Below are 19,142 nucleotides of genomic sequence, written 5' to 3' on the forward strand. Positions count from 1 at the left end.
ATACTGGGGTTAACTCGCTTCGCTCGTTGGACCGGACCGAATGTCTTCCAACGGAAGTTGAAAGGTCCACAGGACCTTTCAAAATGCGGGGTCAGGTGGTGCGGTGGCTGTTTGAGAACAATTAGTAATTATCAGAAGTATGAATGCTGGGGTTGGCTCACTGCTTTCACCGGACCGGACCGAGGGATCACAAAATGTCCGGTGGACATTTTGCCCGAGGGGCCAGCTTGTCGCGCGGGCCGATGAAGAAATATTGGGATTCATCAAAATTATCAATGCTGGGGTTAACTCGCTTCGCTCGTTGGACCCAGCGATCCCAAGTTGCAAATGCAAAACCACACAAGCCTCCGGCTTGTGCAGTTTTTTTGTTGTCTTGAAGTTCGAAAGCAAGCTTCCTACTTCTACCCAACAAAAAAACCCACCATTTATGGTGGGTTTTGCATTAACTGGTGACCTGGCTGGGGCTCGAACCCAGGACCCTCTCCTTAAAAGGGAGATGCTCTACCAACTGAGCTACCAGGTCATAATTTAAACTGAACTTTTCGAGGTGTTACATAGCCCCGCAAGCGGGTGCAAATATACTATCAATATCTTGATATTTCAAAGCGAAATTAAATTAAATTTGATGGTTCAAGGGAATTCGAATCGTCCTCTAAAGAGAAAGAGTTTATACAACTATGAAAATAGTATTGATCGGTTATATGGGTAGCGGAAAATCTTCAGTAGGAAGAGTTCTGGCAGATCGTATTGGCAGTGATTATTTGGACCTGGACCTAGAGATTCAACTGAATCAGTCGAAGACCATACCACAAATTTTCAAAGATCAAGGAGAGATCTATTTTCGAAAGATCGAGGCGCAATTGTTGAGACGTGTTTTATGTGCGTCCGGAGATCTGGTGCTCTCCTCTGGTGGAGGAACACCTTGTTATGCAGGGAATATGGATTATATGTTACAGGATGAATCCGTGCGTACCGTGTATCTGAAATGTTCCCTTGAGGTACTGACCGATCGACTTTGGCCTGAACGTGAAGAACGCCCCTTGATAGTACATCTGGAAAATAAGGATCTATTGAATGATTTTATTCGGAAGCATCTCTTCGAACGTTCGGGATACTATCTGCAGGCCGAGCAGGTAATCAATTGTGACGATCTAACACCAGAACAGGTGGCCCTACGAATAGAAGAAACCTTACTCTAGGATCGCCCTGTCTTTTCCTTTCTCGAAGATCACTTCTACATTCATGTTCAGGGAAGTCGAGAGGGATATTCCTTTAAAGTCTGCCTTAACAGGGTATTTCTTGTGATTTCGATTCACCAGCACAGCCGTTTTGAACTGCTTGAGCGGGACTTCTAGAAAATGACGGATCCCGTAGATCAGGGTGGTGCCGGAATGCAATACATCATCCACCAAAACCAGGGATTTATCCCTGTATTGATCTGGGGTTAAAGAGGTCTTTACGGTGTTAATGGGAGAACGTTTGTCCATTTCCACTTCACAAAGTGTAACGGCTATGGGGGAAATCTCTTCCACCTTCTCTTTCAACCGCTGAGCCAGTTTCAGCCCATTTTTCTTGATACCAGCGATGATCACTTCTTTTTCCTCTGTATTCGTCTCATAGATCTGATAGGCAATACGACGGATCTTGTTTGCAATCTCTTCCTGGTTCAGAATTACAGTTGTGGCAGTTTCCATGTTCCCTTTAATTAGACTCCAAAGATATTAAAGCCGCAGCTATTCCTCGTCAAGATCAGTGAATTCATCCAGGTCCCTTCGGTCCTTTTTGGTAGGTCGTCCGCTACCTTTTTGACGATAATATTTTTGAGCCAGAGAAGCAAACTCCTTATTTGCATAAGCCTCTTCCGAAGTGGTATCCTTGCGGTATTGCAGCAGTAGCTTGGCCCCAACCCGACTTGGAGGGATGTCCAGGACTTCCAGTTGAAGATCAATTTGATCCTTTCTCACCGTCAGGTTGTCTCCAGCGAAAACCTCCCTTGATGGTTTAGCTACTTCATCGTTTATCTTAATAGCACCTTTCCGACAGGCCTGGGTAGCCATATTCCTGGTTTTGTAATATCTGAGACACCAAAGCAGTTTATCAACCCGCATGTTATAGCCCTTAATAATTCGTTAATCGAGTCTACTAAAATAGGGGAAAATCGTATCTTGCGGCACCAAAAAAATAAGGATGAGCATAGACAACTTCAAACTTGGTTTGCTTCTGGTCGTGGTTATGGTGATGGGTGCCTGCGGAAATGACGACAACGGACCCGAGCCTATCCCTGAAAGGGACAGAACCGAGGAAGCTGCTTTCGCACAGGAGGAGATCGAAGACTTCTTAGCAACCCACTTTTACAATTACGAAGAGTTTCAAAACCCTGAGCCGGGATTTGATTTCCGAGTTCGGATCGATTCCATCGTAGGAGACAATGCGGATAAGATTCCGCTGATCGATCAAGTAACTTCGAAAATGGTACCGGATAGGGAAGAACCGGATCTGATGTACAAACTGTATTATTTGCAGGTTGAACGAGGTGCTGGAGATCAAATGAGGTTCCCGGACGTCGGTACAATGACCTATGAAGGTCGTTTACTAGATGGACTGGATCTTTTTGATAGTTCCACTGTACCAGTTCAATTGGACATTACTCAAACCATAAATGGTTTCCAGGATGCCATGGTCGAATTTCAAGGGGCAACTGGAGTGACCAGCAACCCAGACGGTAGCTTGACCTTTGATGAGTACGGAATTGGCGCTGTATTTATTCCATCCGGGCTGGCCTATTTCTCAGAGCCACCCCCACCGGATATCAGTGCTGTTTTTATCCCGGTTTATGCCCAGTTGATCTTTACATTCCAGTTGTTTGCTGTAGAGGTTGTAGATCAGGATCAGGATGGTGTACCATCCATCATGGAAGACCTCAATGGTAATGGAATCGAAGAGGATGACGATACCGATGGTGACGGGATCTTCAATATGTTTGATGGTGACGACGATAATGACGGCCGACCAACCTTCATCGAGATTGAAATTGATGAGGACGGCAACATCACCTTTCCAGATGAGGACGGTGACGGAACCCCGGATTACCTAGACCCCGATAGTTGATTTGATATTAAGACCTAAAAAAACCTCGCCCTAAGCGAGGTTTTTTTGTGCTTGTTCATCACCTTATTTTCGAGCAATCACCTTTTTACTTGCTTCGACTATTGAGGCCGCATTCAGACCGTATTTCTCCATCAATTGTGCAGGTGTACCGGATTCACCGAAGGTGTCCATGGTTGCAACGAATTCTTGAGGAGCCGGATTGTTTTTTGTCAGCGTACGAGCCACACTTTCTCCAAGACCTCCGTAGTAGTTGTGCTCTTCTGCTGTTACCACACAAGCTGTTTTTGATACACTGGCAAGAATGGCTTCTTCGTCCAGAGGTTTGATGGTGTGTATGTTGATCACTTCAGCAGAAATTCCCAGATCGTTCAATTGTTCTGCAGCTTGCAAGGCCTCCCAAACCAAATGACCAGTGGCAACAATGGTTACATCTGTACCTTCTTGTAAAAGCACTGCCTTACCGATCTCAAAGACTTGATCCTCCGCCGTGAAATTGGCTACTTTCGGTCTTCCGAAACGCAGATAGACTGGACCGTGATGATCGGCAATTGCAATGGTGGCTGCCTTAGTTTGATTGAAGTCACAGGTGTTAATGACCGTCATTCCCGGGAGCATTTTCATCAGGCCAATGTCTTCCAGGATCTGGTGAGTCGCACCGTCTTCCCCTAAGGTCAATCCAGCATGCGAGGCACAGATCTTTACATTTTTGTGACTGTAGGCTATACTCTGACGAATCTGATCATACACCCGTCCGGTAGAAAAGTTAGCAAAGGTTCCGGTGAAAGGAATCTTTCCACCTATGGTCATTCCAGCTGCAAGCCCCATCATATTAGCCTCGGCAATCCCCACCTGGAAAAATCGTTCCGGGTGATTGGCCTTGAATTCGTCCATTTTTAGGGAACCGGTCAGATCAGCACAGAGTGCCACAACATCCGGGTTCTTCTTTCCCAATTCTGTCAATCCGGCACCGAACCCTGAGCGAGTATCCTTGGCGCCACTATCGATATATTTTTTCATCTTTTTTCCTAATGCGATTAATAGTCTCCCAGGGTTTCTGGGTTCTGGGCTAAACCGATAGCTAATTGCTCATCGTTGGGTGCTTTACCATGCCAGGCATGGGTGTGCATCATAAAATCAACACCATTACCCATAACCGTGTGCATCAACACGCAGACAGGTTTGCCGTTTCCGGTTTTGGTTTTAGCCGCTTCTAATCCAGAGATTACAGCCTGAAGGTCATTGCCATCTTCGATTTCCATCACCTCCCAGCCAAAAGCTTCAAACTTGGCTCTCAGGTTGCCCAATGGCAGAACATCGTCTGTAGAGCCATCAATTTGCTGACCATTATAGTCAACGGTCAGTATGAGGTTGTCCGCTTTGTGAGCGGCACCATACATGATGGCCTCCCAATTCTGTCCTTCTTGTAATTCACCATCACCACATAATGTAAATACCAGGTGGTCATCTCCGTTCAGTTTCTTGGTCTGAGCAGCTCCGATTGCAACAGAAAGCCCCTGACCTAATGACCCTGATGCGACACGTATTCCAGGAAGACCTTCGTGGGTGGTTGGATGTCCTTGCAGTCTGGAATTGATCAAACGGAAGGTGTTTAATTCCTCCACCGGAAAATATCCTGAACGGGCTAGTACACTGTAGAAGACAGGCGAGATGTGTCCGTTGGATAAAAAGAAGATGTCTTCTTCTTTACCGTCCATATCAAATCCTGACTTCCTGTCCATGACTTCCTGAAACAGGGCTACAAAAAATTCGGTGCATCCAAGTGAGCCTCCGGGATGTCCCGAGTTCACTTTGTGCACCTGTCTTAGAATATCTCTTCGAACCTGCACTACCAGGTCCTGAAGCTGATCTTGATTGGGCATATAGCTTGAAAGTTTACGGCGACAAAAGTACACTAATTAAAGGCTTTCTCAAAGGTTAAAAAAAGCCATTTATCAACGGTTAACGCGAATTAGTTAACAGATGGAATTCAGTAGCAGGTATTCACAATTAGTTAAGGACTTGTCCTGATAATTCGGACTATCTTTGCATTTCAATTTTCACCCAGCAGATGCAATTCAACCTAGCAGCTAAAGATCCGCACTCCAAGGCCAGGGCAGGGACCATAACCACGGATCACGGGCAAATACAAACGCCTATTTTTATGCCAGTTGGTACCCTGGCCACAGTCAAAGGGGTTCATCAACGGGAGTTGACCGAGGAGATCGATCCGGATATCATCCTGGGAAATACCTATCATCTATATCTTAGACCTCAGATCGATATTCTTGAAAAGGCTGGGGGCTTGCACAAATTCATGAATTGGGATCGAAACATACTGACCGATAGCGGAGGCTATCAGGTGTATTCCCTGTCAGCCAATAGGAAGATTAAAGAGGAGGGCGTGAAATTCAAGTCTCACATTGATGGAAGTTACCATGTCTTCACCCCAGAAAATGTGATGGATATACAGCGTTCTATAGGTGCAGATATCATCATGGCATTTGACGAATGCACGCCTTATCCCTGCGATTATGATTACGCCAAGCGTTCCATGCACATGACGCATCGTTGGTTGGATAGATGCTTGAATCGACTAGAGGAAGTCCCTTATAAATACGATTACAGCCAGACGTTCTTTCCTATCGTGCAGGGTAGTACCTATAAGGATCTGAGGAAACAGTCGGCAGAATATATCGCATCAGTTGGGGCCGAAGGCAATGCCATTGGTGGCCTATCCGTAGGAGAACCAGCAGAGGAGATGTATGCGATGACAGAAGTGGTCTGTGAGGTCTTGCCAGAGGATAAGCCCCGCTATCTGATGGGCGTGGGTACTCCCATCAACATCCTGGAGAATATTGCTTTGGGGATCGACATGTTCGACTGCGTCATGCCGACCAGAAACGGCCGGAATGGAATGCTATTTACCGCTCACGGAACCATCAATATCAAGAACAAGAAGTGGGAAGACGATTTTTCCCCTATAGACGAAATGGGCATAACCTGGGTAGATACAGCTTACTCCAAGGCCTACCTGAGACACCTATTCTCAGTAGGTGAAATGTTGGGTCGTCAGATCGCGAGTATTCACAATCTGGGCTTTTATCTGTGGTTGGTTCGTGAGGCCAGAAAACATATCTTAGCCGGAGACTTTGCCTCCTGGAAGGATCAAATGGTCCGTCAAATGAATCAACGTCTGTAATGCTGAGCATACTTGACCGATATATACTCGGGAAATACCTGGGAACCTTCATCCTGCTTTTATTGCTGTTCATTCCTATTGGAATTACAGTAAACCTGGCCGAAAAGATCGATAAGATCCTTGCAAACGAAGTTCCTTTTATCGAAGTGGCAAAGTACTATTGGGACTTTACAATCTACTTTGCCAATTTGCTTTTTCCTTTGTTTCTGTTCCTCTCGGTGATCTGGTTTACATCGAAGATGGCCAACAATACTGAGGTTATTGCCATACTTTCCAGTGGAGTATCTTATTATCGCTATTTGCGTCCTTACATGATCGGTGCAACAATTGTCTGTGGAGGGGCACTTATTATGGGTATGTACCTGGCGCCGGTTGCCAGTAAGGGGTTTAATGAGTTCAGTTACCAGTATCTGAAAAAGGGAAAGAAGGACAGGATATCCAGTCATGTCTACAGACAGATCAATGACAATGATTATATCTATGTCAGTTACTTCAACGTAGGGCAGAAGTCAGGTAATAATTTCACCTTGGAGCATTTTGAGGGTAACGAATTGACGTATAAGATTGCTGCCCGATCCATTCGGTTTAACGAGGCAGACAGTACCTATTCTTTGTACGGTTATCAAAAGCGTTTGATCGGGGAAGATTCGGATATCATCCAAAAGTCCCCCAAGATCGACACCACCTTTGCGTTTGAATTGGAAGATCTCACTCCGGTCGAATACATCGCGGAAACACTTAACTATACCGAGCTCAATTCCTTCATCGAACGAGAAAAAGCTAAAGGATCATCCTATATCAATCGGTATCAGGTAGTACAATACAAGCGATGGAGCCTGCCAGTTTCCGCATATATTCTTACCATTATTGCTGTGGCGGTCAGCTCTGTGAAACGAAGGGGAGGGATGGGTGTGAATCTTGCGATCGGTATCGCAATAGGTATGATCTTTATCTTCTTTGATAAAATATTTGGCACTATGGCAGAGCAAAGTGATTTCTCACCCTTTGTCGCCACCTGGTTCCCCAACTTCATCTTTGCTATTTTAGCGGTATACCTCCTTAACAATGCCAAACGATAAGGCACTTCACTATGCCCACCTTCATCTGATCGTATTCATTTGGGGGTTTACGGCTGTGCTGGGTGCACTTATTAGTATTGATGCTATTCCTTTGGTCTGGTATAGGATGGGAATGGCAACTCTCATCCTGTTGGGCTATCTGCTGATTAGAAAACAACCACTGCGCTATGGTTCTAAGGTTTTGATCCGCTTCGCTTTGGCAGGATTCCTAATTGCCCTGCATTGGGTGACCTTCTTTGGTGCGGTAAAAGAAGCCAATGTCTCGGTCACTTTGGCCGTCATGTCTACGGGAGCCTTTTTCACTGCGTTTTTAGAACCTTTGTTCTTTAAGCGAAGGATCATACCATACGAGGTATTCTTTGGGCTTTTGGCTATGGTTGGACTTTATATCATATTTAGCGTAGATACTCAATACACTCTGGGCATCGGTCTGGCTCTGGTATCGGCATTCCTGGGTGCTTTATTCAATGTGATCAATGGGCAATTGGTGCAACGATATCAGGCTTCGGTCATTTCCTTCTACGAATTGGGCTTCGGAGCCTTGTTCATCACGATCTATTTAGTCGCTCGCGGGGAATTCGGTGCAGAATTGTTCCAATTGAGCAGTTCGGATTTTATTTATCTGCTGATTCTCGCCTCAGTTTGTACGGCCTATGCGTTTATTGCGTCGGTACATGTGATGAAGTGGATCAGTCCATATACCGTCATGTTGACCATCAACCTGGAACCGGTCTACGGTATCATTTTGGCCCTACTGATACTTGGTGATCAGGAATATATGAGTTCTCAATTCTATTATGGCGCACTCATTATCTTACTGACGGTTTTGGCTAATGGGATCATCAAACTAAAGGCGAAAAGAAAAAAATAACCTAATTTCAGTTGAATGGGACAATGTTTTATCTTTGTCCACCAACGAAAACATTCAACCCCACAGCGGATGGAATACCTGGAATTTGAATTACCGATCAAGGAACTGCAGGAGCAGCTGGAGCGCGCCAGTAAAATTGGCGAGGAGAGTGATGTCGATGTGACCAACACCTGTAAGCAGATCGAGAAGAAACTGGAGGATACCAAGAAGGAGATCTATAAGAATCTGACGCCTTGGCAAAGGGTTCAACTCTCCCGTCATCCCAACCGTCCCTATACCATGGACTACATAAGGGCCATTTGCGGGGATACCTTTTTAGAGTTACACGGAGACCGAAACTTCAAGGATGATAAAGCCATGGTGGGTGGTCTGGGTAAGATTGGAGATCAGAGCTATATGTTTATCGGTCAGCAAAAGGGTTATAATACCAAGACCCGTCAGTACAGGAACTTTGGGATGGCCAATCCCGAGGGTTACCGCAAAGCATTAAGGCTGATGAAAATGGCCGAGAAATTCGGTGTACCCGTTGTGACTTTGATCGACACCCCAGGAGCATATCCTGGAATGGAAGCTGAGGAACGGGGTCAAGGTGAGGCTATTGCCCGGAATATCTTAGAAATGACCAGGTTAGAGGTGCCCATTATTGTAGTGATAATTGGTGAGGGAGCAAGTGGAGGCGCCCTTGGAATAGGTGTTGGCGATAGCGTATTGATGTTAGAAAATACCTGGTATTCGGTCATTTCCCCAGAGAGCTGTTCCTCTATTCTTTGGAGAAGCTGGGAGTATAAAGAGCAGGCGGCAGAAGCACTGAAGCTTACAGCTACCGATATGAAGAAACTCAAGCTGATCGACCAGATCGTAAAAGAACCTTTAGGTGGTGCCCACAGCGACAAGGATTCTACCTATGTAACGGTTAGTAAGGCGATCGAAAAAGCATATGGCGACTTAAAGAACTTATCCCCATCAGATCTGGTGGATAAACGGATGGGTAAATACGCCGAGATGGGTGTCTTTAAATCCTAGTCTCAACAATACCAACGATTTTCATGAATCCGAACCTTTAGGTCCGGATTTTTTTTGCACCTTATCAACAATTTTTCGAGGTTTTTAACAGTTTAAATGTTAATGACCGGTGAAGAATAGATATTCATGAATCCGCACGGTTTGTTTACAATTTTTTTACATTCGCTTCATGGAAAAAGTCAAGCCTCACAGTCTATATCCTGAACGTAAAGGACAGGTGATTTCTTTGGAAAAAGGAAAATTACCTCCTCAAGCGGTTGATTTAGAGGAAGTTGTGATTGGAGCAATGATGATCGACAAAAAAGGAGTGGATGAGGTCATCGATATATTGCATCCGGATGTTTTCTATAAAGAGGCCCATCAACACATTTTCCAGGCGATCTTCACACTCTTCGAAAAAAGCGAGCCTGTAGACTTATTAACCGTTTCGGCTCAATTAAAACGGGACGCTAAGCTCGATGCCATAGGCGGGGAGTTTTACTTGGTCCAATTGACCCAGAAAGTAGCGTCTTCAGCTCATATTGAATTCCATGCCAGGATCATTCTTCAGAAATTTATTCAACGAAGTTTGATCAAGATCTCCAGCGATATAATCGAGGACGCATACGATGAGACCACCGATGTATTTGACCTCCTGGATAATGCTGAGGCCAAACTCTATGAGATTACTCAGGGTAACATAAAACGGTCTACGGAGACGGCACAGAATCTGGTTATTCAGGCCAAGCATAAAATTGAAGAAATTGCCAATAGGGAAGGACTTTCGGGGATTCCTTCCGGTTTCTCCCAGGTAGATAAGCTTACCTCCGGATGGCAGCCCAGTGATCTGGTGATCATTGCGGCACGACCGGGTATGGGTAAAACAGCCTTGACCCTCTCTATGGCCCGTAATATGGCAGTAGAACACAACATTCCTGTTGCTTTCTTTTCCCTGGAGATGTCATCGGTTCAGTTGATCACTCGACTGATCTCCTCCGAAACAGGTCTGAATTCTGAAAAGCTCAGAACTGGTAATCTCGAAAAACATGAATGGGAGCAACTAAATGTGAAGGTGAAAGGCTTGGAGAAGGCACCCCTCTTTATTGATGATACACCGTCCCTATCTATATTTGATCTCAGGGCAAAGGCCAGACGTCTTTCTTCTCAGCATGGCATTAAACTGATCATGATCGATTATCTCCAATTGATGACGGCAGGTGGAACGCAAAAAGGAGGGAATAGGGAGCAGGAGATCTCCACCATTTCCAGGAACCTTAAGGCCTTGGCCAAGGAACTCAATGTGCCTGTTATAGCGCTTTCTCAGTTATCGCGTGCCGTAGAGACCAGGGGCGGGAGTAAACGTCCGTTGTTGTCTGACCTCAGGGAATCAGGAGCGATCGAGCAGGATGCAGATATTGTAAGCTTCATCTATCGTCCGGAATATTATAAGATCGATGAGTGGGACGATGAAGAGCGATCACCAACTGCCGGTCAGGCCGAGTTTATCGTAGCAAAACACCGTAATGGTGGTTTGGATGAGATCAGATTGAAGTTCGTTGGGCATTTGGGTCGTTTCGAAAACCTCGAAACCTTCGATTACCCAACCGAGATCCACTCCCGCATGAACGATGCCGCCAACGATGATACCTTCCGAACGGATCGCTATCCATCGGCAGACGAGGCATTTGGAAGTTCAATGAATGAAACCTCTTCCGACGGGGATGACGATATCCCATTCTAGATTCTAGCGCGCGACCTTCAACACTTGTTTTGGCAAGATTTTAGCGTTACCACTTTTTCCAAAACCGTATATTGTACAGCACTTTAGCTATGAAGAAACTGATAATCCTTCTTATTTGTGTGTTGTTCAGCCTGCCGGCTCTGGCTTCCTATATTCTTATACCTATGGATGCCGAATCCCAAAAAGAGCACCTCAAGGCCTATGGAATTACCTATTGGACCTTGGAGAGACAGGTGAAGGTCAAATGGTTACTCAATTACAGGGGTGGATCATTTCTGCTTCCTGATAGCGAAGAGATTCGGAAGGAGTGTCAGATCCGCGGGGTTAGTTTCGAACTGATCTCCAATAACGCTGCAGAAGGAATACTTGAACTGATCAGTAGTCCTTCACAGAATATGGAGGCCGTAGTACTGGAAAAAGCACCTAAGATCGCGGTATATTCTCCAAAGGGAAATCAGCCCTGGGACGATGCAGTTACGATGGTGCTCACATATGCGGAGATTCCATATACGGTTGTTTATGACGAAGAGGTCCTGACCGATCAACTCATATTGTACGATTGGTTGCATCTACATCATGAGGATTTTACCGGACAATACGGGAAATTCTACCGGGCATACAGAGCTGCACCCTGGTATATCAGGAACAAGCAAGAGGCTGAACAACTTGCCTCTAGTTTAGGATATAGCAAAGTTTCCGAAGCTAAACGTGATGTGGCTTTGAAGATCCGGGACTATGTTGTGGGAGGAGGTTTTATGTTTGCCATGTGTAGTGCGACAGATAGTTTCGACATTGCCCTGGCAGCAGAAGGAGTAGATATTTGTGAGACCATGTTCGATGGGGATCCCAGCGAACCGGGTTATCAGTCTAAGATCGATTTCCGTAAGACCTTTGCCTTTACCAATTTCTCTCTGGAACGCAGTCCTATGGTCTACGAATTCTCCTCCATAGATATGACCAGAAGAAGGCGGATCATCAAGGAAACCGATTATTTTTCATTAATGGATTATTCAGCCAAATGGGATCCCATTCCCTGTATGTTGGTACAAAATCATACTGCCCTTGTCAAAGGATTTATGGGACAGACCACTTCCTTTGCACGGGATGAGATCAAGTCTAATGTGCTTATCATGGGTGAGAACAAGACCAATGGGGAAGCTCGGTATATTCATGGGGTAAAAGGAAAAGGATTCTTTACCTTTTATGGCGGTCACGATCCTGAAGACTATCAGCACAGAGTAGGGGACGCAAAAACAGAGCTGGCCTTGCATCCTAATTCGCCAGGTTATCGTTTGATACTGAACAATGTACTGTTTCCGGCTGCCAAGAAAAAGAAGCAAAAGACGTGATCTATTTCTTTAGATTTTCATAGTAGCTTTTCGGCGGAAAGAGTCTGATCTCGACACGCCGGTTGATCTGTTTATTCTCGTCCGTGTCGTTGGTTACCTTAGGTGATTCTTCTCCAAATGCATTTAGATCATAATCAAAGGAATTGGAATGGGTAATCAACTTATTTAGCCTCTGAGCGACCGATGTGCATCGGTTCTGAGAAAGTCTGAAATTATAGTCGTTGTCCCCGTCGCTGTCCGTATGCCCATCTATACGAATGGTTCCTTGATCTACTATGGCTATTGCCTCTACAAATTGTTGCAAGATCTCGTTGGCAGTTGGCTTGAGTTCCCATTTGTCTACGTCGAACAACACATCTGCGTTGATGCTCAGTTCGATCACACTGTTGATAGCCGCTATTGCATCGATATCGGCCCCAGCCGTAATCCCGTCGCACTGATCTTGCATATCGGTCAGGCGTACATAGTGAAAGACGGTTGTACTATCGATCTTTTCATCACTGAATTCCAATTTTGCACTTGCCCCTTCGGCTATGCCGGCAAAGGTCCAGGTCTCTCCATCCGAGCTTATCTCTACTCTGGTCTTTTCTTTTGCCGGGCCAACTTCCAGGACAAATAGATCGGCTCCTCCAAGATTCATAAAACCATTATTAGTGAAAGCTAATACAATTTCCCCTTCGCATCCAAGTGAGACAAAATCAGGGCTCCTGTAGGCAGTGTAGTTTGGTTTGCCCAGGGCTTGGTTCGCATCCCTAAATTTTTTGACAGGTTTTGGTGTTCCCAGATTAAAGGACGCCACAGAATCGGCAAAGGAGATCTTTCCCAGGGGGAGATAGAGTCTGGTTCCGTCGCTTCCCGTATAGTGATACTTGGCTTCGGATTGGCTCCATAGTCCCGCGGGGAGGAACATGAGCAGTAATATGGTCCCTAATTTTCTAATGTCGAATTGGTTAAGTCCCGCCTAAAGATAATATGCTTCTCTATAAAAAAACAAACCCCGCAACAATGAGCGGGGTTCTGAGCGAAATATGAGTTATACGTTTGGCTTCCGCCTTACTTGACTTTATTTACAATGGCTTCGAAAGCTTCTGGGTGATTCATCGCCAGATCGGCCAGAACCTTACGGTTCAGTTCGATGTTATTGGCTTTGAGTTTCCCCATGAATTTCGAATAGGACATTCCATGTTGACGAGCACCAGCATTGATACGGGTGATCCACAAGGCACGGAAGGACCTCTTTTTGGCGCGGCGATCGCGATACGAATATTGCATCGCTTTTTCTACCGCATTTTTTGCTACTGTCCACACGTTCTTTCGGCGACCATAGTACCCTTTGGCCTGTTTCATCACCTTTTTCCGGCGTGCACGTTTAGCAACTGAATTTACTGATCTTGGCATAATTTACTGTTTTTTGTAGCAGGCGATCCGCAAAGCGAATTCTTTAAAAAGCCATACTCCAGGGTTACGTAATTGATTTAACCGGTGAGCAACTTACTTCATACGAAGCATCTGCTTCACGTTGTCTTCGTCCGACTTATCTACCAAGGTAGAATGGGTCAGAGCAAGCTTGCGTTTTTTTGATTTCTTAGTCAGAATGTGACTCTTAAACGCATGCTTTCGCTTGATCTTTCCAGAACCGGTCAGCTTAAACCGCTTCTTGGCACTGGATTTCGTCTTTTGCTTAGGCATCTTCCTTTGTTTTCTATTTATCTCGCTCTACCCACGTCTTTCAACGCAGGATATTTTTTTACTACTTCTTTTTGGGAGCAATGAACATGGTCATTCGCTTCCCTTCCAGCTTCGGCATTTGTTCCACCTTACCGTACTCTTCCAATTCCTGGGCAAGTTTCAACAACAGGATTTCTCCTTTGTCCTTGTAAATGATGGAACGTCCTTTGAAAAATACGTAGGCCTTCAGTTTGGCTCCGTCCTTTAAGAACTTTTCCGCATGCTTCTTTTTAAACGCATAGTCGTGATCGTCGGTATTCGGACCAAACCGAATCTCCTTGATAATGACTTTGGTTGCTTTCGCCTTTAACGCCTTCTCCCTCTTCTTCTGCTCGTAGACAAATTTCTTGTAGTCCATCACCTTACAAACCGGTGGATTTGCATTTGGTGAGATCTCGACCAGGTCTAATTCCTGATCTCGCGCTATCTGCTGGGCTTTGGCCAACGGATAGATTCCTATTTCAACATTATCCCCGACCAGTCTTACTTCGCTGGCCTGGATCTTCTGATTGATCCGGTGTTTGTCCTCCTTGATAATTCTCGCAGGACCTCTTCTACCTCTTTTTCTACGTATTGCTATGGTTTGGCGTATTTAGTTAAACGTTAAACTCCTTTATGCTTCCGGCGATCTCGTTGTTGATCAGTGTGGCAAATTCTTCTACACTCATACTTCCAAGGTCACCTTCGCTGTGCTTTCGGACCGAAATTGTTCCCTGCTGTTCTTCTTGTTCTCCTAAGATCAGCATATATGGGATCTTATTCATTTCTGCTTCACGGATCTTTCGGCCTATTGTTTCATTCCGATTGTCAGCGAGGGCGCGAATTTCGTGATTTTCGAGCAAATTTAAAACTTTTTGAGCGTAATTCTCGTATTTCTCGCTCAGGGACAAAATGCTAACTTGTTCGGGCATAAGCCATAAGGGGAAATTCCCTGCTGTATGCTCCAACAAGATTGCGACAAATCGTTCCATGCTTCCAAACGGAGCACGATGAATCATGACCGGTCTGTGCATCTCATTATCACTGCCTTTGTACTCCAATTCGAAGCGCTCTGGCAAGTTATAATCTACCTGGATGGTTCCCAATTGCCACTGTCGTCCTAGGGCATCCCTGACCATAAAGTCCAGTTTGGGTCCATAGAAAGCTGCCTCTCCAGTCTCGATCACATAATTGAGCTCTTTTTGCTCGGCTGCTTCTATGATAGCCTTTTCTGCGATGTCCCAATTTTCTTTTGAACCGATGTATTTATCTGGATTCTCAGGATCCCGAACGGAGACCTGAGTAACGAAATCTTCAAAGCCAAGGGATTGAAAAACATAAAGGACCAGATCGATCACTTTTTTGAACTCTTCGTTCAGCTGATCGGGTGTACAAAAGATGTGGGCATCGTCTTGCGTAAATCCTCGAACCCGTGTCAGCCCATGTAGCTCCCCGCTTTGCTCATATCGATAAACAGTTCCAAACTCTGCGTAGCGTCTAGGCAGGTCTTTGTACGACCATGGCTTACTCTTGAATATCTCACAGTGGTGTGGACAATTCATGGGTTTTAGCAGGAATTCCTCATCCTGATGCGGGGTCTTGATCGGTTGGAAGCTATCCTCTCCATATTTGGCGTAGTGCCCGGAAGTGACGTACAGATCCTTTTGACCAATGTGTGGTGAGATAACCATTTCGTAACCGGCCTTCTTTTGAGCAGCCTTCAAGAAGTTCTCCAAACGCTCCCTGAGCGCAGCGCCTTTGGGTAGCCATAGTGGAAGTCCCTGGCCAACACGCTGGGAGAATGTGAACAGTTCCAGCTCTTTTCCTAGTTTTCTGTGGTCTCTCTTTTTAGCTTCCTCTAGCAGCTCCAGGTATTCCTTCAAATCTTTTTGCTTAGGGAAAGAAACTCCGTAGATTCTGGTGAGTTGCGTGTTGTTCTCATCACCTCGCCAATAGGCTCCAGCAACGCTCATCAGTTTAACCGCTTTTACAATTCCGGTGTTCGGAATATGTCCTCCTCTACAGAGGTCGGTAAAGGTATCGTGGTCACAAAAAGTAATGGTGCCGTCTTCCAGGCCTTCAATCAATTCCACTTTGTACTCATTGCCTTGGGAACGATAGAATTCTAGTGCATCCTCCTTAGTGCTGCTACGCATACTGAACTCGTGCTTGCCTCGGGCGATCTCCAGCATCTTCTGTTCAATCTTAGGTAAATCCTTCTCGGAGATCGTATGCTCGCCAGGGTCGATGTCGTAGTAAAACCCGTTTTCAATGGCAGGACCAATTGTCAGTTTGACCCCGGGATATAGTTCCTCCAAGGCCTGTGCAAGTACATGAGCGGAAGAATGCCAAAAAGCCTGTTTGCCTTGAGGGTCTCTCCAAGTGTATAGCACCAGGTTTCCATCTGTCTCCAGCGGGGTGGTAGATTCGATGGTCTGTCCGTCGTAGGACGCGGATATGACATTACGGGCCAATCCTTCGCTGATGCTCATTGCAACATCGATGGGTCTAGTCCCAGCTTCGAACTCTTTGACACTGCCGTCTGGCAAGGATACAGAAATCATCAATACTTAAATTAAAATCTACACTTGATTTGAGAGGGCCAAAGATACTACGAGAATCAACCATATACAATAACTCCTCATTTTTAGCACGATTTTCATGAATGGAGTGAACCGACCGTTGTGATAGCGTATAATATATAGGTAATAAGGGGCTAAAAATCACCAATTTGTATTAAGCTGTATAGAATCAATCGGTTATGATTTTGGACGTAATATTTTTTTAAAAAAAGTCGATTTAGGGTTTGTCATATTGGTTTTCGCTTCTATATTTGCAGCCGCTTTCCGAGGGAAGTTTTCTTGAGAAATTGAGCAAGCGAGGATCCAAGGAAAAAAGTTCAAAAAAAATATTAAATGTATTGCAGGATAAAAAAACTGTCGTACATTTGCAGCCGCTAAAAACGACAGGGATGTTGTTTTTGATAAGCGGAAAGATCTTTGAGATTATTGAAATTGACAGCGTATGAGCTTGGATTGGAAACGATCCAGCTTGTATCGAAAACTAAACTAAGTAGACGTTTCTGAGATTCTTTTGGGTTTGGCTTTTGATTGTTAGAGATTAAAATTATTTAAGATTTGACGATGAAGAGTTTGATCCTGGCTCAGGATGAACGCTAGCGGCAGGCCTAACACATGCAAGTCGAGGGGTAACAGGGATTGCTTGCAATCCGCTGACGACCGGCGCACGGGTGCGTAACGCGTATACAATCTGCCTTACACTGGGGGATAGCCTTTAGAAATGAAGATTAATACCCCATAGAATGTTAGTATCGCATGGTACATACATTAAAGGTTACGGTGTAAGATGAGTATGCGTCCTATTAGTTTGTTGGTGAGGTAACGGCTCACCAAGACGACGATAGGTAGGGGCCCTGAGAGGGGGATCCCCCACACTGGTACTGAGACACGGACCAGACTCCTACGGGAGGCAGCAGTGAGGAATATTGGTCAATGGGCGAGAGCCTGAACCAGCCATGCCGCGTGCAGGAAGACGGCCCTATGGGTTGTAAACTGCTTTTATACAGGAAGAAACACTCCCTCGTGAGGGAGCTTGACGGTACTGTAAGAATAAGGACCGGCTAACTCCGTGCCAGCAGCCGCGGTAATACGGAGGGTCCGAGCGTTATCCGGAATCATTGGGTTTAAAGGGTCCGTAGGCGGGCAATTAAGTCAGGGGTGAAAGTTTGCGGCTCAACCGTAAAATTGCCCTTGATACTGGTTGTCTTGAATTACTGTGAAGTGGTTAGAATATGTAGTGTAGCGGTGAAATGCATAGATATTACATAGAATACCAATTGCGAAGGCAGATCACTAACAGTATATTGACGCTGAGGGACGAAAGCGTGGGGAGCGAACAGGATTAGATACCCTGGTAGTCCACGCCGTAAACGATGGATACTAGCTGTTGGACTTTCGGGTTCAGTGGCTAAGCGAAAGTGATAAGTATCCCACCTGGGGAGTACGTTCGCAAGAATGAAACTCAAAGGAATTGACGGGGGCCCGCACAAGCGGTGGAGCATGTGGTTTAATTCGATGATACGCGAGGAACCTTACCAGGGCTTAAATGTAAGTTGACAGGGGTGGAAACACCTTTTTCTTCGGACAATTTACAAGGTGCTGCATGGTTGTCGTCAGCTCGTGCCGTGAGGTGTCAGGTTAAGTCCTATAACGAGCGCAACCCCTGTTGTTAGTTGCCATCGAGTAATGTCGGGAACTCTAACAAGACTGCCGGTGCAAACCGTGAGGAAGGTGGGGATGACGTCAAATCATCACGGCCCTTACGTCCTGGGCTACACACGTGCTACAATGGCCGGTACAGTGAGCAGCCACCCCGTGAGGGGGAGCGAATCTATAAAACCGGTCACAGTTCGGATCGGAGTCTGCAACTCGACTCCGTGAAGCTGGAATCGCTAGTAATCGGATATCAGCCATGATCCGGTGAATACGTTCCCGGGCCTTGTACACACCGCCCGTCAAGCCATGGAAGCTGGGGGTACCTGAAGTCGGTGACCGTAAGGAGCTGCCTAGGGTAAAACTAGTAACTGGGGCTAAGTCGTAACAAGGTAGCCGTACCGGAAGGTGCGGCTGGAACACCTCCTTTCTAGAGATGTTTCTAACCTTTAGAAGACAAATCCGTTAAGAGAGAGTCAAGGGGCTCTACTTAGTTTAGCTGTCAATTTTATTAAGATATATAAGGAACAGAAAGTCTCGTAGCTCAGCTGGTTAGAGCGCTACACTGATAATGTAGAGGTCGGCAGTTCGAGTCTGCCCGAGACTACGAAGAGTTCATTGAAAGAACGTATTGGATTATTTTAGAAGTTGGGCATCTGTCAACTCAAGAAGGGGGCTTAGTTGTCTACTTTTTAAAAGACGGGGAATTAGCTCAGCTGGCTAGAGCGCCTGCCTTGCACGCAGGAGGTCATCGGTTCGACTCCGATATTCTCCACAGATAAAACCTTGTAGAAGGTTTTTCAAAATGAGAGTTTGAGGTTAGCGCGTAAGCGCACTCCGAAAACGGACATTTT

Annotated in this window: 17 protein-coding genes, 3 tRNA genes and 1 rRNA gene; 11 read left to right on the top strand and 10 right to left on the bottom strand. The window is 45.6% G+C overall.

What is annotated here, in order from left to right:
* Positions 1 to 447: 447 nt before the first annotated feature.
* Positions 448 to 523: transfer RNA gene (locus BST85_RS02955), tRNA-Lys, on the bottom strand.
* A 154-nt stretch (positions 524 to 677) separates the two neighbouring features.
* Here BST85_RS02955 and BST85_RS02960 point away from each other — a divergent pair.
* The gene (locus tag BST85_RS02960; RefSeq protein WP_104811900.1) at positions 678 to 1,199 is read left to right on the top strand and encodes a shikimate kinase; all 522 of its coding nucleotides are present in this window, start codon (positions 678 to 680) and stop codon (positions 1,197 to 1,199) included.
* Here the strand turns inward: BST85_RS02960 and BST85_RS02965 are convergent.
* Entirely contained in the window at positions 1,191 to 1,694 is a 504-nt protein-coding gene (locus BST85_RS02965; protein WP_104811901.1) for a phosphoribosyltransferase family protein, read from the bottom strand. The genes BST85_RS02960 and BST85_RS02965 overlap by 9 nt on opposite strands.
* Positions 1,695 to 1,733: 39 nt before the next feature.
* Positions 1,734 to 2,108 carry an RNA-binding S4 domain-containing protein gene (locus tag BST85_RS02970; RefSeq protein WP_104811902.1) on the bottom strand — a complete coding sequence of 125 codons (375 nt, stop codon included), beginning with the start codon at positions 2,106 to 2,108 and terminating at the stop codon, positions 1,734 to 1,736.
* Between the two features lie 79 nt (positions 2,109 to 2,187).
* Here BST85_RS02970 and BST85_RS02975 point away from each other — a divergent pair, with 79 nt between their 5' ends.
* Positions 2,188 to 3,108, top strand: a complete 921-nt coding sequence (locus tag BST85_RS02975; protein WP_104811903.1) for an FKBP-type peptidyl-prolyl cis-trans isomerase — start codon at positions 2,188 to 2,190, stop codon at positions 3,106 to 3,108.
* Between the two features lie 63 nt (positions 3,109 to 3,171).
* Here BST85_RS02975 and BST85_RS02980 read toward each other — a convergent pair whose 3' ends face one another.
* Both BST85_RS02980 and BST85_RS02985 read right to left on the bottom strand, forming a co-directional pair.
* Positions 3,172 to 4,125 (bottom strand): transketolase family protein, encoded by a 954-nt coding sequence (locus BST85_RS02980; protein WP_104811904.1) that lies wholly within the window; start codon positions 4,123 to 4,125, stop codon positions 3,172 to 3,174.
* 17 nt (positions 4,126 to 4,142) lie between these two features.
* The gene (locus BST85_RS02985) at positions 4,143 to 4,988 is read right to left on the bottom strand and encodes a transketolase (protein WP_104811905.1); all 846 of its coding nucleotides are present in this window, start codon (positions 4,986 to 4,988) and stop codon (positions 4,143 to 4,145) included.
* A 188-nt stretch (positions 4,989 to 5,176) separates the two neighbouring features.
* Here BST85_RS02985 and tgt point away from each other — a divergent pair, with 188 nt between their 5' ends.
* From tgt to BST85_RS03015, 6 genes are all read left to right on the top strand, one after another.
* Positions 5,177 to 6,307 (top strand): tRNA guanosine(34) transglycosylase Tgt, encoded by a 1,131-nt coding sequence (tgt, locus tag BST85_RS02990; protein ID WP_104811906.1) that lies wholly within the window; start codon positions 5,177 to 5,179, stop codon positions 6,305 to 6,307.
* Positions 6,308 to 6,309: 2 nt separating this feature from the next.
* The gene (locus BST85_RS02995; protein WP_104813879.1) at positions 6,310 to 7,386 is read left to right on the top strand and encodes an LptF/LptG family permease; all 1,077 of its coding nucleotides are present in this window, start codon (positions 6,310 to 6,312) and stop codon (positions 7,384 to 7,386) included.
* Positions 7,373 to 8,257 (top strand): DMT family transporter, encoded by an 885-nt coding sequence (locus BST85_RS03000; protein WP_104811907.1) that lies wholly within the window; start codon positions 7,373 to 7,375, stop codon positions 8,255 to 8,257. Before BST85_RS02995 ends, BST85_RS03000 begins: the two co-directional genes overlap by 14 nt.
* Before the next feature lie 69 nt (positions 8,258 to 8,326).
* Complete coding sequence (locus BST85_RS03005) at positions 8,327 to 9,280, top strand: acetyl-CoA carboxylase carboxyltransferase subunit alpha (RefSeq protein ID WP_104811908.1); 954 nt, start codon at positions 8,327 to 8,329, stop codon at positions 9,278 to 9,280.
* A 169-nt stretch (positions 9,281 to 9,449) separates the two neighbouring features.
* A complete protein-coding gene (dnaB, locus tag BST85_RS03010; RefSeq protein WP_104811909.1) occupies positions 9,450 to 11,000 on the top strand; it encodes a replicative DNA helicase in 1,551 nt (516 codons plus the stop codon).
* A gap of 89 nt (positions 11,001 to 11,089) precedes the next feature.
* Complete coding sequence (locus BST85_RS03015; protein WP_104811910.1) at positions 11,090 to 12,349, top strand: asparagine synthetase B; 1,260 nt, start codon at positions 11,090 to 11,092, stop codon at positions 12,347 to 12,349.
* A gap of 1 nt (position 12,350) precedes the next feature.
* Here BST85_RS03015 and BST85_RS03020 read toward each other — a convergent pair whose 3' ends face one another.
* The 5 genes from BST85_RS03020 to thrS form a co-directional block, all read right to left on the bottom strand.
* Positions 12,351 to 13,259 carry an OmpA family protein gene (locus BST85_RS03020; protein ID WP_104811911.1) on the bottom strand — a complete coding sequence of 303 codons (909 nt, stop codon included), beginning with the start codon at positions 13,257 to 13,259 and terminating at the stop codon, positions 12,351 to 12,353.
* 143 nt (positions 13,260 to 13,402) lie between these two features.
* Positions 13,403 to 13,747 (bottom strand): 50S ribosomal protein L20, encoded by a 345-nt coding sequence (gene rplT, locus BST85_RS03025; RefSeq protein WP_104811912.1) that lies wholly within the window; start codon positions 13,745 to 13,747, stop codon positions 13,403 to 13,405.
* Positions 13,748 to 13,840: 93 nt separating this feature from the next.
* A complete protein-coding gene (rpmI, locus tag BST85_RS03030; RefSeq protein WP_104811913.1) occupies positions 13,841 to 14,038 on the bottom strand; it encodes a 50S ribosomal protein L35 in 198 nt (65 codons plus the stop codon).
* 61 nt (positions 14,039 to 14,099) lie between these two features.
* Entirely contained in the window at positions 14,100 to 14,612 is a 513-nt protein-coding gene (infC, locus tag BST85_RS03035; RefSeq protein WP_281259724.1) for a translation initiation factor IF-3, read from the bottom strand.
* A gap of 61 nt (positions 14,613 to 14,673) precedes the next feature.
* Positions 14,674 to 16,620 carry a threonine--tRNA ligase gene (thrS, locus tag BST85_RS03040; protein WP_104811915.1) on the bottom strand — a complete coding sequence of 649 codons (1,947 nt, stop codon included), beginning with the start codon at positions 16,618 to 16,620 and terminating at the stop codon, positions 14,674 to 14,676.
* A 576-nt stretch (positions 16,621 to 17,196) separates the two neighbouring features.
* On the opposite strand from thrS, the gene BST85_RS03050 reads away from it, so the two are divergent.
* The 3 genes from BST85_RS03050 to BST85_RS03060 all read left to right on the top strand — a co-directional run bounded on the left by BST85_RS03050 (position 17,197) and on the right by BST85_RS03060 (position 19,063).
* Positions 17,197 to 18,718: ribosomal RNA gene (locus BST85_RS03050) — 16S ribosomal RNA — on the top strand.
* A 103-nt stretch (positions 18,719 to 18,821) separates the two neighbouring features.
* Positions 18,822 to 18,895, top strand: a tRNA-Ile gene (locus BST85_RS03055).
* A gap of 94 nt (positions 18,896 to 18,989) precedes the next feature.
* Positions 18,990 to 19,063: transfer RNA gene (locus BST85_RS03060), tRNA-Ala, on the top strand.
* Positions 19,064 to 19,142: the final 79 nt, after the last annotated feature.

The organism is Aureitalea marina, from assembly GCF_002943755.1.
Classification (GTDB): Bacteria; Bacteroidota; Bacteroidia; order Flavobacteriales; family Flavobacteriaceae; genus Aureitalea; species Aureitalea marina.

Coding starts and splice junctions, on each gene's coding strand:
- BST85_RS02960 (WP_104811900.1), top strand. CDS start 678: ATGAAAATAGTATTGATCGGTTATATGGGTAGCGGAAAATCTTCAGTA.
- BST85_RS02965 (WP_104811901.1), bottom strand. CDS start 1,694: ATGGAAACTGCCACAACTGTAATTCTGAACCAGGAAGAGATTGCAAAC.
- BST85_RS02970 (WP_104811902.1), bottom strand. CDS start 2,108: ATGCGGGTTGATAAACTGCTTTGGTGTCTCAGATATTACAAAACCAGG.
- BST85_RS02975 (WP_104811903.1), top strand. CDS start 2,188: ATGAGCATAGACAACTTCAAACTTGGTTTGCTTCTGGTCGTGGTTATG.
- BST85_RS02980 (WP_104811904.1), bottom strand. CDS start 4,125: ATGAAAAAATATATCGATAGTGGCGCCAAGGATACTCGCTCAGGGTTC.
- BST85_RS02985 (WP_104811905.1), bottom strand. CDS start 4,988: ATGCCCAATCAAGATCAGCTTCAGGACCTGGTAGTGCAGGTTCGAAGA.
- tgt (WP_104811906.1), top strand. CDS start 5,177: ATGCAATTCAACCTAGCAGCTAAAGATCCGCACTCCAAGGCCAGGGCA.
- BST85_RS03000 (WP_104811907.1), top strand. CDS start 7,373: ATGCCAAACGATAAGGCACTTCACTATGCCCACCTTCATCTGATCGTA.
- BST85_RS03005 (WP_104811908.1), top strand. CDS start 8,327: ATGGAATACCTGGAATTTGAATTACCGATCAAGGAACTGCAGGAGCAG.
- dnaB (WP_104811909.1), top strand. CDS start 9,450: ATGGAAAAAGTCAAGCCTCACAGTCTATATCCTGAACGTAAAGGACAG.
- BST85_RS03015 (WP_104811910.1), top strand. CDS start 11,090: ATGAAGAAACTGATAATCCTTCTTATTTGTGTGTTGTTCAGCCTGCCG.
- BST85_RS03020 (WP_104811911.1), bottom strand. CDS start 13,259: ATGTTCCTCCCCGCGGGACTATGGAGCCAATCCGAAGCCAAGTATCAC.
- rplT (WP_104811912.1), bottom strand. CDS start 13,747: ATGCCAAGATCAGTAAATTCAGTTGCTAAACGTGCACGCCGGAAAAAG.
- rpmI (WP_104811913.1), bottom strand. CDS start 14,038: ATGCCTAAGCAAAAGACGAAATCCAGTGCCAAGAAGCGGTTTAAGCTG.
- thrS (WP_104811915.1), bottom strand. CDS start 16,620: ATGATTTCTGTATCCTTGCCAGACGGCAGTGTCAAAGAGTTCGAAGCT.